This is a genomic window from Lentzea kentuckyensis, assembly GCF_002150765.1.
In the GTDB taxonomy this organism is placed as follows: domain Bacteria; phylum Actinomycetota; class Actinomycetes; order Mycobacteriales; family Pseudonocardiaceae; genus Lentzea; species Lentzea kentuckyensis.
The window spans coordinates 101,943-114,835 of record NZ_MUYM01000022.1 but is presented as its reverse complement, the minus strand read 5'-3'; the positions used below and the strand labels follow the sequence as shown (position 1 = coordinate 114,835).

13 protein-coding genes and 2 pseudogenes are annotated in these 12,893 nt (G+C 68.6%); 5 read left to right on the top strand and 10 right to left on the bottom strand.

What is annotated here, in order from left to right; translation table 11 throughout:
* Positions 1-793: hypothetical protein (locus B0F77_RS13910; protein WP_086663290.1), on the top strand; the 793-nt coding region annotated here is incomplete at its 5' end.
* Here B0F77_RS13910 and B0F77_RS13905 read toward each other — a convergent pair.
* The 6 genes from B0F77_RS13905 to B0F77_RS13880 all read right to left on the bottom strand — a co-directional run bounded on the left by B0F77_RS13905 (position 771) and on the right by B0F77_RS13880 (position 6,729).
* Positions 771-1,949, bottom strand: a complete 1,179-nt coding sequence (locus B0F77_RS13905; protein WP_143466713.1) for a sugar efflux transporter — start codon at positions 1,947-1,949, stop codon at positions 771-773. The genes B0F77_RS13910 and B0F77_RS13905 overlap by 23 nt on opposite strands.
* 64 nt (positions 1,950-2,013) lie before the next feature.
* Complete coding sequence (locus B0F77_RS13900) at positions 2,014-3,366, bottom strand: gamma-glutamyltransferase (RefSeq protein WP_211293780.1); 1,353 nt, start codon at positions 3,364-3,366, stop codon at positions 2,014-2,016.
* 89 nt (positions 3,367-3,455) lie between these two features.
* On the bottom strand, positions 3,456-4,238 hold the full coding sequence (locus tag B0F77_RS13895; protein ID WP_245848106.1) for a hypothetical protein: 783 nt from the start codon (positions 4,236-4,238) through the stop codon (positions 3,456-3,458).
* 246 nt (positions 4,239-4,484) lie between these two features.
* The gene (locus B0F77_RS13890; RefSeq protein ID WP_086663288.1) at positions 4,485-5,108 is read right to left on the bottom strand and encodes a response regulator; all 624 of its coding nucleotides are present in this window, start codon (positions 5,106-5,108) and stop codon (positions 4,485-4,487) included.
* Complete coding sequence (locus B0F77_RS13885) at positions 5,105-6,169, bottom strand: sensor histidine kinase (protein WP_086663287.1); 1,065 nt, start codon at positions 6,167-6,169, stop codon at positions 5,105-5,107. The genes B0F77_RS13890 and B0F77_RS13885 overlap by 4 nt, the downstream gene beginning before the upstream one ends.
* Complete coding sequence (locus tag B0F77_RS13880) at positions 6,166-6,729, bottom strand: DUF1453 domain-containing protein (RefSeq protein ID WP_143466712.1); 564 nt, start codon at positions 6,727-6,729, stop codon at positions 6,166-6,168. Before B0F77_RS13880 ends, B0F77_RS13885 begins: the two co-directional genes overlap by 4 nt.
* Before the next feature lie 118 nt (positions 6,730-6,847).
* Between B0F77_RS13880 and B0F77_RS13875 the strand changes: the two genes are divergently transcribed.
* Positions 6,848-7,441: a DedA family protein gene (locus tag B0F77_RS13875; RefSeq protein WP_086663285.1), complete on the top strand. Its 594-nt coding sequence runs from the start codon at positions 6,848-6,850 to the stop codon at positions 7,439-7,441.
* On the opposite strand, the gene B0F77_RS13870 is transcribed toward B0F77_RS13875, so the two are convergent.
* Complete coding sequence (locus B0F77_RS13870; protein WP_245848103.1) at positions 7,348-8,574, bottom strand: MFS transporter; 1,227 nt, start codon at positions 8,572-8,574, stop codon at positions 7,348-7,350. The genes B0F77_RS13875 and B0F77_RS13870 overlap by 94 nt on opposite strands.
* Positions 8,575-8,688: 114 nt before the next feature.
* Positions 8,689-9,423 (bottom strand): carbonic anhydrase family protein, encoded by a 735-nt coding sequence (locus B0F77_RS13865; protein ID WP_158102684.1) that lies wholly within the window; start codon positions 9,421-9,423, stop codon positions 8,689-8,691.
* 252 nt (positions 9,424-9,675) lie between these two features.
* Between B0F77_RS13865 and B0F77_RS13860 the strand changes: the two are divergent.
* The 3 genes and pseudogenes from B0F77_RS13860 to B0F77_RS49705 form a co-directional block, all read left to right on the top strand.
* Positions 9,676-10,266, top strand: a pseudogene (locus B0F77_RS13860) (serine hydrolase domain-containing protein); the annotation flags it as partial.
* A 95-nt stretch (positions 10,267-10,361) separates the two neighbouring features.
* Positions 10,362-10,445, top strand: a pseudogene (locus tag B0F77_RS50850) (hypothetical protein); the annotation flags it as partial.
* A gap of 225 nt (positions 10,446-10,670) precedes the next feature.
* Positions 10,671-11,021 (top strand): MmcQ/YjbR family DNA-binding protein, encoded by a 351-nt coding sequence (locus tag B0F77_RS49705; protein WP_086663302.1) that lies wholly within the window; start codon positions 10,671-10,673, stop codon positions 11,019-11,021.
* Here B0F77_RS49705 and B0F77_RS13850 read toward each other — a convergent pair.
* A complete protein-coding gene (locus B0F77_RS13850) occupies positions 11,018-11,926 on the bottom strand; it encodes a YncE family protein (RefSeq protein ID WP_086663283.1) in 909 nt (302 codons plus the stop codon). The two genes, B0F77_RS49705 and B0F77_RS13850, sit on opposite strands and share 4 nt — an antisense overlap.
* Positions 11,927-11,999: 73 nt before the next feature.
* Positions 12,000-12,869, bottom strand: a complete 870-nt coding sequence (locus B0F77_RS13845) for an MBL fold metallo-hydrolase (protein ID WP_086663282.1) — start codon at positions 12,867-12,869, stop codon at positions 12,000-12,002.
* Between the last annotated feature and the right edge of the window lie 24 nt (positions 12,870-12,893).

Below are 12,893 nucleotides of genomic sequence, written 5' to 3'. Positions count from 1 at the left end.
CGCGCGGACCTTCGCGGTCGCCGCCGGTGGGATCATCACCTTCAACTGCGGGCCGAACCCGCTCACCATTCCGATGGCCGCGACCGCGAAGGTCCGCGCGAAGGTCGTCCTCGACGGCGGCGGCCGGATCACGTTGAGCGGCCAGGGTCAGCGCCGGCTGCTCGACCAGGACGGGCCGGGGCTGGTGGTCCAGAACATCACCCTCGCCGACGGCAACTCGACCGGTGACACGAGCGACGGCGGAGGCGGCGGCGCGCTGATCGTGCGCGGCGGCAACCTCAAGGTCGTGAACTCCCGCTTCGCGAACAACAAGTGCGACGCCAACGGTCCCGACCTCGGCGGCGCCGCGATCCGCGTGGTCGACCGGCCCAGCACCGCACCCGTCCACATCACCAGCAGCACCTTCGACGGCGGTGTGTGCTCCAACGGCGGTGCGTTGAGCAGCATCGCCACGAACTGGGTGGTGCTCAACTGCCTGATGAAGGGCAACAAGGCCATCGGCCGTGGCGCCAACCCTGCGCGCGGTGGCACGCCGGGTGGCGGCAGCGGTGGCGCGATCTACAACGACGGCAACACGTTCACGCTGCGGATCGCCGGATCGCTGATCGAGGACAACCAGGCCAACGAGGGCGGCGGCGCGGTGTTCTTCGTCAGCAACGACAAGTCGGGCTCGATGTCGGTCGAGGGGTCCACGTTGCGCCGCAACCCGAGCCTCGGCTTCGAGACCATCAAGGGGATCTTCTACCTCGGCGCGGCCGAGAAGCCGAAGGTCACCGCCTCGACGATCCAGTGAGCCTGCCGACCACGAGCAGCAAGGACAGCCCGCACACGCACATCGTGAAGCTGAAGCCGTAGACCCACCGGAAACCCAGCTCCTGGGACACGCCGAGCAACGCGCCCGCGATCATGCCGCCGACGATCTGGGTGTTGCTGAACATCGTCGTGGCGTGGCCGGGTCGGCCGGGGTCGAGGCTCTGGAAGTAGGTGATGCCCACACCCATGACCAACGAGATGACGGTGGCGTGCAGCAGCTGCGCGGCCATCACCTGCCACACGGCGTCCGTGAACACCATCAAACCGTGGTAGCTCAACGAGATCGCTGCGCCGATGAGCACGAGCTTGTGCTGCGACATCCGGTTCGCCAGCGACCCGAACCACAGCATCATCGGGATCTCCAGCGCCGCGCACAGACCCATCGCGAGCCCGGCGTCACCGGCGGTGCCCCTCAGTTCGGTCGTGACGAACAGCGGCAGGCCGCTCACCGCGAGCCCGACGGAGCCCTGCATGAACATGAACGCGACAGCGACGACCGCCATGTTGCCCCGCGCCGGTCCGGCAGCCTCTTCTTGCGGCGTCTCTTCGGGTTCCGCGGTCGGCACGGGCAGCGTGAAGGCGAGCACCGCGACACCGAGCTGGAGGACGGCCGTCGCCCCGAACAGGCCCACCCAGCCCGTTTTCGCGACGAGCAACGCGGCCACCGGCGGTCCGGCGACCCACGCGACCGACAGCAGCGTCCGCAGAACGCTGACGACCATCGATGGTCCTTGTGAGACCTGACGGCCGTACGCGAAGAGCTGAGGCAACAACGACGACGTGATCGCCACGAAGACAACGGACGTGCCGAGCAGGAACCAGTAGTCGCGCAGCACGGCGAACAGGCTGTAACCGATCGCACCGGCCACCCCGCCCGCGGCGAGCATGTACCGCCGTTGCACCCGGCCGTCGGACAGCTTGCCCATGATCGTGCTGGCCACGACCGACGCGAGCGGGCTCGCGATCAGGAAGAAGCCGAGCTGGAACGGCGTGACCTTGACCTCGGTCGTGAGGAAGAGCGAGCCGAACGGCAGAGCGAACGCCATCGAGACGCCGCACACGACGCTGATACCGGAGAGTTGGAGGAAAGTACGGGACAGGAGCGGCGAGGATGTTCTCTCGCTGAGTGCCGTCACCCGACCATCGTGCGCGTTGATCCGTGAATCAGGAAACCAGATATCCCATTATGCGGGCAACATCTCACGCAATGACGATCGCGCCGCCCCTTCGGTGATCTGCACCACCCCTGAGCAGGCCGGATCCCGTCATTTCGACCACCTGACAGCCGCCGAAGAACATGTTCGGCGCGCGGAACCGGGTGACCGGGAGCTCACTTTCCGGTCGAATTCCCGGTTCGACGTGGAGGTGGTCCCCGCTCAGGTGCATCCGGGGCGCGTCGACGGCGTCCTGGGCGGGCATGCCGCGGTCGAGGACGTTCACGAGCACCTGCAGAATCGCGCCGCAGATCCGGCTCGATCCCGCGCTGCCGAGCACGAGCTGGGTCTCGCCGCGGTGGGTGACGACGGTCGGCGACATCATCGACGGCAGCCGGTCGCCGGGCGCGTGGCTGAAGAACCCGTCGGGCGACAGGTCCTCCTCCCCCATCATGTTGTTCAGGTGCACGCCGGCGATCGAGATGCCCGAGTTCGCGCCGTTCGTGGTGGTGACCGAACACGCCGTGCCGTCGGCGTCGAGCACCGAGATGTGCGTGGTGGAGCCGAGCCGGTTCAGGTGCGCCTTCGGGGTGGCCAGCGCGCGGATGAGGTCCTGCTGCGACGGGTTGTCCGGCAACGCTTCCAGCATCTGCGTGAGCAACGCACCGCCCGCCGCGGGTGGTGGGTTCGTGTGGATGTCACGGCCGCGATGCCGCACGTGCAGCGGTTCGCGTTGGATCACTTCGTAGGCCGCGAGGTCGTGCCGGCTGAGGTCGCCGCCGTTCGCGGTGATCGTGCCGGCGATCGTGGCCGCGATGTCGCCGGTGTAGAACGGCTCCGCGCCCTCACGGCCGAGCCGTTCCAGGGCGTCGGCGAGCTCGGGTTGTACGAGGAGTTCGCCTTCCTCGAACGCGTTGAGGCCGGCGCTGACGGCGAGCGGCAGCAGCAGAGCCGTCACGTACGCCTGGTACTGGTTCACCCGATGGCCCTCACGGGCGTGTGTCACCGCGGCGGCCACGAGTTCTTCGAGTGGTGCCCGGCCGTACGTGGCGGCCTTCGCGACACCGGCGGGCATGCCGAAGGCGGCGACCGAGGACGGTCCCACGTGGAATTCCTGCTGCGCGTCACCGAAGTGGACGGTGATGGGGTCGAGCGGAGCCCGCGCGCCGGTGTGGCCGCGTCCCGGCGCCTCGGCCGAGAAGTCCAGCAGCACAGGGCTTTCCCCGGCCGGTGCGATCATCATGTACCCGGCGGCGCCGAGGCCGGTGAGCAGCGGTTCGGTCACGCAGGACGTCAGCATCGCCGCGACGGCGGCGTCGACCGCGTTTCCTCCGGCGCGCAGCATCGCCGCGCCCGCCTGGGCGGTGAGCGGGTGGCCCGCCGCGATCGCGCCTCGCACCGTTGACCTCCGGGTTTTTCCTCATCGGGAAAAGTGAAGGCAGACAACGGTAGACCTGCGGGCGATCAGCGGGCCACCCGGCCCACGTCCTACTTCTTCGTCGCGGTGTAGTTCCGGAAGTTGATGTAGGTGTCGAGGATGTCCGACGAGGCGCTCTCGACCGAGCGGTAGATGCCCCACTTCGGCCGGACGTAGTCACCCTCGTCCGGGATCCGCACGCCGGAACGCTTGCCCTGCACCGCGATCGGCGCGTTCGCACCCGTGCCGTTGCGCAGCACGAAACCGACCGTGCCGCTCGCACCGGGCGTGATCGTCCACTCGACGGTGACCCACTTGTCGCGCAACGGGGCCAGGTTGGTGGAGGCGATGTCCGGCGCACCGGACGTGCTGAACGCGCGCGCTCTGATCGTCTCGGTGCTACCGCTGCGACTCAACGACAGGGTGGTCCACGGTCCGCCGTTGGTCTCGGGTGTCTTGGTTTGGAAGATGTGCGTGAACTTGCTCGTGCCGTGCAGGGATGACGGCATGTACATCTCGTACGAGATGACCCAGGTCTCGCCGTTCTTCAGCTTCAGAGCGCTGCCGTTGGTGACCATGCCCTTGGACTCGGTGCGCTGACGGTCACCGCCACCGGTCGTGTCGCGGTCGTTCTTCCAGATGTTGAACCGGTAGTGGTCACCCTCGACGACGATGTACTTGCCCTTGCGGTCGGGGAACTTGTTGCCGCGGTCGACCTCGATGCCCTCGAACGCCTTGAGGCCGTCGGTCGCGGGGTTGGGATTCCACGCCGGTGCCGCGTGCGCGGGAGTGACGGTGACGAACACCAGGGCGGCAGCGGTGAGCGCCGCCCTGCGGGTGATGCGCGATTCCATCGTTCGGTGTCCTTCCTGGCGGCGATTCGACAGGGGAACACTTCACGAAGGTAGGAGGTCTCGACCTGCGGTGTCAACCAAAGTGACATGAAATGACAGAAGTTGCCAAGATTCATCGGAGCTTGAGCGCCAGCCGGACCGCGTCCGCGCGTGAGTGCAGGACTGCATTTGACGAGGACTCACCGAAGCTTGAGCGCCAGCCGGACCGCGTCCGCACGGGAGTGCAAGACTGCATTTGACGAGGACTCACCGAAGCTTGAGCGCCAGCCGGACCGCGTCCGCACGGGAGTGCAAGTCCGCCTTGGCGAACAGGTTGTTGATGTGCGTCTTCACCGTGGCCTCGCTGATGAACAACCGCCGCGCGATCTCCCCGTTGCGCAGGCCCTCCCCGATCAGGTCGAGCACCTCCCGCTCGCGCGCGGTGAGATCGACACCGGGCTGCTCGACGGGCTTGCGGCTGGCGAGGTCCAGCAACCGCAGCTGCACGGCCGGATCGAGGATCGCGTTGCCGGCGTGAGCACCGCGCACGGCCTGGATGATCGTCGCGCGGTCCGCGTCCTTGGTCAGATAGCCGCGGGCACCCGCGCGCAACGCCGCCAGGATCGAGTCGTCGTCATCGAACGTGGTCAGCACGACGACCGGCAGCTCCGGATGTGACTCCCGCAGCGCGCCCGTGGCCTCGGCGCCGCCCATGACCGGCATGTTGAGGTCCATCAGCACGACCTCGGGCCGGAGTTCCGCCACCGCCGCGACGGCCTGCGCGCCGTTCGCCGCCGTGCCGACGACGGTGATGTCGGGGTCGAGGTCGAGCATCACGGCGAGTCCGTCGCGGACCGCCGCCTGGTCGTCCACGATCAACAACCTGATCATCGCGGGTAGTCCACCCTCACTGTCCACCCCAGACCCTCCGGGCCGGCGAACACCGTGCCTCCTGGCAAAGCAGCCCTTTCCCGCATCCCGGCCAGCCCCATCCCGGACCCCGCCTTGCGCTCCGTGCCGTTGTCGATCACGGTCAGCCTGATCGTCGACGGCAAGTACTCCAGCGACAACGACACGTCAGCCCCGAACGCGTGTTTGTGCGCGTTGGTCAGCGCTTCCTGCGCGGCACGGATGATTGCCTGCGCGATCTCCACGCTCACCGAGCCCTCACCGGTGACGGTGAACGACGCGCCGTGACTCGATGCGAGCCGTGAGAGTGACTCAGGCAGTGGCAGCGAGTCTTCCCGTAGCGCGTGCACGGCTCGGCGGGTTTCCTTCAGGCCTGATACCGCCAACGCCCGTGCGCGCAGCACGGCTTCGTTCGCCTCGGCGGACTTGCCCGCGACGTGCAGAGCGTCGGCCATGTCCAGCTGGACGGCGATGCCCGACAACGAATGCCCGACCACGTCGTGGATCTCGCGCGCGATCCGGCCGCGTTCCTCCAGCGCCGCCGCGTACTCGGCGGCTGCCGCGGCCACGGCGCGTTCCCGGCGAACCAGGCCGAGGAGCACCGGCATTCCCGCGGTGAGGCACAGCCACCACGGTGGCATGTCGGTCGCGCCCCGAGTCTCCACCACCCACGTCGAGGCCATCGTGAGCAGCGAACCCGCGACCGCCAACGCGACCGCGACCGGCGTGGACTCGATCCGGCGCCCGGCCGTGCTGGTCGCGAGGAAGACGAACGCCACGCCCGCCGTGTCCGGCGCGAGAGCGAACAGCGGTGCGCTGGTCACGACGAACACCGAGACCAGCGCGACGTTCCACCGCTGCGGCACCCGTTCCGGCACGACCACGCACGCGATCGCCGCGGCGATCACCACGGCGGCCAGCGGCCAGGTCAGCTCAGGCAACCGGACCGGGCGCTCGACCAGGTGGATCACCGTGATCACGGCGATCGCGGCGGTGGCGAGCGGCCGGAACAGCTCGTCGTTCAACCACGGAACGGTCCTCATCGAGATGAATCATGCCTGTTCCGGTTGCCGTGCACCCGCTGCTGCCACGAGTCCAGCAGCGGCGACGTGCGGTGCGGCTCACCTCGGCGTCCCTTCGACCACACCAGCTGACCGCGCACCCGGACGGCCTTGGCCAGCACCACCAGACCTTCCGCGAGCAGACCGGCGCCGACCGCGAGCATCAGCCCGCTGTTGCTGCTCCGCGCCGCGTCCGAATCCACCAGGCCCAGCACGAAACCCGCGCCGAACCGCGCGGCGATGCTCGCCACCCACAGCACCAGCGTCATGACCGTGTAGCGGAGCATCACGATGCCGTTCTGCTCGTACGTGCGGACGCTCATGCCACGCAGCAACCCGAAAACCACGCTGATCACCGTGCTGAACCCCAGGAACGCGACCGCGCCCACCGAGTGCACCGACACCTGCGTCACGCCGATCACCCCGAGCACGGCGGGGATCAACAACAGCCGCTTGCCGATCGCGGGCTCCCCGAGCAGGCGGCGGGCCAGCACGTACCCGATCACCGCGATGATCAGCACTACCTCAACAGTTCCCGTCATGGCTGCAACGCTAGGAATTCCGGCTGGTCAGCGCGTGGACCGAGGACCGTAGCCGGGGTGGAGATCCGTCTCCACCCAAGGGGTTGAGGGGCCGGGCAAAACGGGTAATTCGACGTCCATGGAGTGGATCACGCGACTGATGGAGGCACTGGGCTCACCTGGCGCGGGGCTCGCGGTGGCGCTGGAGAACGTGTTCCCGCCGGTGCCGAGCGAGGTGATCCTGCCGCTGGCCGGGTTCACCGCAGGCCAGGGCAGGATCTCGCTGATCGCCGCGATCCTGTGGACCACCGCGGGGTCGGTCGCCGGCGCGCTGGTGCTCTACGGCCTGGGCGCGTGGCTCGGGCTGGAGCGGTTGCGCCGGTTCGCGGGCAAGGTGCCGTTCGTCAGCGCGTCCGATGTGGACAAAGCCGACGCGTGGTTCGACAAGCACGGCACCAAAGCCGTGTTCGTCGGACGGATGGTGCCGGTCGTGCGGAGCCTGATCTCCATCCCCGCCGGGGTGTCCGGGATGCCGATCCTGAAGTTCACCCTCTACACCGCGGCGGGCAGCCTCGTCTGGAACACCGCGCTGATCCTCGCCGGGTACGCGCTCGGCGAGAACTACGAGCTGGTCGACCGCTACCTGGGGTGGGTGTCGACAGTGGTGCTGGCCGCGCTCGCCATCGCCATCTGCTGGTTCGTGATCTCACGTGTGAAAGCACGGCGTTCGTAGACCACCGACGCCGCCGCGATCGCCAAGCCCGCCAACGACAAGCCGACGCCGACCCACGCCGTGGACGTATAACCCCAGCCCGCCGCGATCGCGAGGCCACCGAGCCACGCGCCCGCACCGTTCGCGACGTTGAGCGAGGAGTGGTTGGACGACGACGCGAGCGAGGGCGCGTCCGGCGAGGCGTCCATCAGCCTGATCTGCAGCGCGGCCGCCAGGATCTGAATGACGAACCCGAGCAGGAACAGGAAGACGAACATGAACGCCGGGATCGACGCGGTCAGCCCGAACAGCACCAGGATCACGCAGACCGCGACCAGGCCGCCGAACACCGACCCCATCGCGGACCGGTCCACGAACCGCCCGCCGAACGTCGCACCGAGCGTCATGCCGAGCCCGAACACCGCGAGCATCCACGGCACCACGCTCGCCGGCAGCCCGGCCACCTCGGTGGTCAGCGGGGCGACGTAGGAGTAGACGGCGAACATGCCGCCGAAGCCGATCATGCCGGTGAAGATCGCGAACCAGACCGTCGGCCGCCGGAACGCGCGGACCTCGCCCTTCATCGACGCGCCCTCGGCCGTCGGCACCCGCGGCACCCAGGCCGCGATCGCCACGGCCGTGATCACCGCGATCACCGCGACCGCGAGGTACGCCGTGCGCCAGCCGATCTGCTGACCGGCCGCCGTCGCGAGCGGCACGCCCACGAGGTTCGCCACGGTCAGTCCGACCATCACGCGCGCGACCGCCGTCCCCCGCCGTTCAGGAGCAACGAGCGTGGCGGCGACGACCGCCGCGATGCCGAAGAACGCGCCGTGCGGCAGCCCGGCGACGAACCGGGCAACGAGCAGAAGGGTCTTGTCCTGCGCGGCGGCCGACAAGCCGTTGCCCAGCGCGACCGCGAGCATCAGGCCGATCAGCATGCCCTTGCGCGGCAGCTTGGCGCCGAGCACCGCGATCAACGGCGCGCCGACGACGACACCGGCGGCGTAGAGGCTGATCGCGTGGCCGGCCTCGTAGTCGGGGATCCCGAAGGTCTCCGCGATCTGCGGCAGCAGCCCCATCGTCGCGAACTCGGTCGTACCGATGCCGAACCCGCCGAGCGCGAGCGCGGTCATCGCGCGGGTGGTGTTCACTGGCACGATTTTACGGACTTTCTGACGCGCTTCAGAAGCCCTGGGGCGGTGCGTCTGCTCACACGCGAAAGGCCGGCCCCCACGGCAGGGAGCCGGCCTTCTCAGCAGGGTGGATCAGATCCGCGGGACCGTGACGATGGTCCGCCCGTTCAGCGGCTGCGTCGCACGGGAGTTGCCCGCCGTGAACAGCCCCTTGAAGCGCGCGATCGTCGCCGCCGACACGTGCTGCTCGCCGGTCAGGTACCACTCGACGCCCTCGGTGAACGGCGCGGTGGTCAGCGAACCGGTGTAGTGCAGCGTCGCGTGACCGGCCGGCAGCAACCGGTTGAGGTCGATCGGCTCGATCTCCACCGGCGCACCGCACTCCGGCGAGAGCTTCGCCAGCACGTCGTCGACGACCGAGTGCTGGCCGACGACCAGCGGAACGCCGACCACCAGCAGCTTGCCCTCCGCACTGCGGTGCACGAGGTGCATCTCGAGCGGCGTGTTGCGGCCGCCGAACTGGTGCTCCGACGGCGTGTGGAAGTGGAACTGCACCAGGTCGTACCGGGTGCCGGCGACCGTGACGTGACCCGAGCCCGGCTGGACCTCAGCCTGCTCGGTCTCCTCTTCGCCGCGGGTCGTGCAGCCGTTCGAGTCGGCCGCGTCCTTTTGGATGTACTTCAGTTCGAGCGCGGAGGACCCGTAGGTGACGTCGAGCTTCGGCGCGTGCGGATCGAACCGGATCGCGTCGAGCGTGACGTTCACGGGACTCTGCTTCGGTGTCCCCGACTCAGCCGGGCCGGCCGCGAAGAAGGACGCGGCGAGCACCAGCGGCACTAAAGCCGGAAGGGACCGTCTTAGGTTCATTGCGCCACTTTTCACCCGATCGAGTGAAAAGAACATTCGAGTGTGGCCACGCTCTCACCGAACTGGTATTCAATTCGATAACGAACCGATCAAACGGCGTTATGCAGGCACGGATGCGCAGGTCGCGGTGCCGCCAGCACGCGAATTGAGACAACATCCGACCCTCGGTCAGAAATTGGAACGCAGGGGTTCTTGATCTAGTTTGTCCGATTCGTTCTTATTTGCCGGAATGGCGTGCTGCAGGATTGACCGATGCCTCTCACCGAGTTGATCGCCCAGTACGACGTTCCCGGCGCGCAGGTCGCCGTGCTGGCCGGCGGGGAGATCCGCGACGAGGCCGCGGGGCTGCACGCCCAGGCCGAGGTCACCACCGGCTCGGCGTTCCGGATCGGCTCGATCAGCAAGATCTGGACCGCCACCCTGATCCACCGGCTGGTCACCGAGGGCCTGCTCGACCTCGACCGCCCGATCAGCGCGCACCTCCCCGGTTTCCGGCTGCGCGACCAGGCCGCCGACACCCTGACCTCCCGCCACCTGCTCACCCACACCGGCGGCCTCGACAGCAACCACTTCACCGGCACCAGCGGCATCGAGGAGTTCGTCGCCGCCCTCGCCGAGGCCGACCACTGGTTCCCGCCCGGTGAGGTGTTCTCGTACTCCAACAGCGGGTTCGTGGTGCTCGCCAGACTGGTGGAAGTGTTGCGCGGCAAGCCGTTCGACGACGTGGTGCACGCGGAGCTGGTCACGCCGCTCGGCCTCCGAACCGTGTCCACCTGCGACGCCGCACCCGGCAGCGCACACCTGATGATGAGCGCCCGCGACCTGCTGGAGTTCGTCCGCCTCCACCTGACCGACCCGGCACTCGCCGCGCTGCGCGAACCCAGCTCGACGACATCCCGGACTTCGGCGACGGCATCACCGGCTGGGGACTCGGCTGGATGCGCTGCCCCGGCGGCATCATCGGCCACACCGGAGTCTCCAAGGACCAGAAGAGTTTCCTGCGCGTCAACCCGGCCACGGGCGTGGCAATGGCCGTCCTGACCAACAGCCCGGGCGGCGCCCCGCTGGCCCACGACCTCTTCACCGCCGCGGGCATCGAGTCCACGCCGCCACCGTTGCCGCCGGCGAACCCGCCCGCGCCAACTTCCTGCACAACGGCGCCGCCGCGTGGAGGATTGCCTGATGGTCACCGTCACAGTCACCGTCACAGCCACATCAACCACCCACGCCGCGCGGAGGACTGCCTGATGGTCACCGTTGCCGACATCCGTGCCGTGGCACTGTCGTTGCCGCGCACCACCGAACACCTCATCCGCGACCGCGTGAAGTTCCGCGTGGGCCAGATCGTCTACGCGGCGCTGTCCCGCGACGAAACCGTGCTGGGCTTCGGCTACCCGCGCGAGGAACGGGAAGCGCTGGTCGCGAGCGACCCGGTCAAGTTCGCGTTCCCGAGCCAGTCGGACATGCGGTTCCAGTGGGTGCACGCCTCGATGGCCGAGCTGGACGTCGAGGAGATGACCGAGCTCGTCATCGGTGCCTGGACTCTGTGCGTGCCGAAGAAGGTCATCCGCGAGCACCTCGGCGAAGACTACATTTAGTCAACACTGAAACCATGGAGAACACCACCAACAAGTTCGCCGAAGACGCCGTCGCGGTGCGCGGTCGGCCGGAAGCCCGGCACCAGACCGACCCGCGCACCACCTGAGGGATCCCAGACCTCGAGCCCGTCCGGACCGCTGACGTACACCAGACCGTTGTGCGCCCACATCCGACCGGCAGGCCCCACCACCGGCTCCAGCGCGGGCCCGTCCGGCACCGCGTACAACTCGAAGCCGTCGACCATCTTCTCGTCGTCGCGACCGATCCGTTGAATCGCGACGACTTCCGGCGACACCCACGCCACGGGCTGATCCCACGCGTAACCGCGGTCCGTGAGCGCAACGCCTTCCGGTTCTCCGCCGGTCCTCAGCCACTGGTCGACGTCGATGACCGTGGGCACACCGATCGGGTGCCACACCCATCGGTCGTCGAGCACCCGCCGGCCGCACGGACTGACGGTCAACCGCCCGTGGTACTCGTCGAACTCGGTGTCCCGCGCGGTCAGCACGGAGCCGGAGACGAGGTCGATCACGTCGAGCCGGCACACGTCCGTGGCCGCGAGGACACGGTCACCGGGCAGGAACGCGATCGGGAACGGTGTCGTCGTCGCGGTGTGAACGTGGTCGCGGTCCAGGCGCAGCACCACCTCCCCGGACGTCAGGTCGACCACCGTGCCGAGGTTGCCGTAGTCGTTCACCGCGGCGGCGTACCGGCCGTCCGGTGAGGTGTGCAGCGCGGGAACCACGTCCCGCCACGCCTCGTCGCCGTAGTCCTCGACGATCAGCGGTGGCGGGCAGACGAGCCCCGCGTTGAGTGAGACGAGCCCGTCGGCGGTCCGTGCCAGCCAGTCCCCGGGCAACGGTGCCAGGCACCGATCGCTGAGCAGTTCAACATCCCACGGCACGCTTTGCCGTGTACCGAAACCATGTTCCATGACGGACTCAGGGTGCGGCGCCGGCCCGAACCTCGCCAAGCGATTATTCAGCGCACAGGCAACCGACTCCGGGCTCGATCCACTCCTGCCCGGCCCACTCGGGGTGCCGGTCGATCAGCACCGCCCGCACCTCGGCCACGATCTCCGGCAGCCCCGTCGCCGAGTCGCGCCGCCGCCACGTCTCGTCCCGCAACTCGCGCAGGTAGTCGCGCACGCCCTCCAGCACCTCCACCCCACCGGTCGTCCCGTGGCCCGGCACGACCACGCGAGGCCGCGCGGCGATCAACCGGTCCATCACCTCGATCCAGGCGAGACCGGAGACGTCGGTGTCGTGCGGCGGGAACCACGGGAAGATCGCGAACTGCCCGGTCTCGGCGAGGTCGCCGGTGAACAGCACGCCGGCGTCCGGCACCTCGATCACCTGGTCCCCCGGCGTGTGCCCGCGCCCGGTCGGCCGCAGCACCACCATCCGGCCACCGAGATCGAGCGAGTGCACCCCGTCGAACACCACGTCCGGCACCGGAATCTCGGTCCCGGCGAGCCGCGCGGCGATCGCGCCACCGAACCCGCGGAACATCTCCAGGTAGCCGGATCCCTTGCGCCGCAGGTCTTCTGCCTGTGCACGGTTGACCACGTACGAGCCTTCGAACACAGACGCGCCGAACGCGTGCTCCGGGTGGAAGTGCGTGGTCGTCAGGTAGATCCGCCGACCGCGAGCGATCTCGGACGCGAACGAGAACACCTCGGACGCGTTGGCGGCACCGAGTCCCGTGTCCACGACGAGAACCGCTTCGGTGCCGCCGACGACGCCGATGTTGGGCACGAGACCGACGTGGTCGTTCGGGATCACCAGCACGTCGGAGGCGATGTCGACGGCGCCGGAAATCTGGACGACGGGGTCTGGGAGGTTCATGCACCCACTCCACCGCCGCGCCCG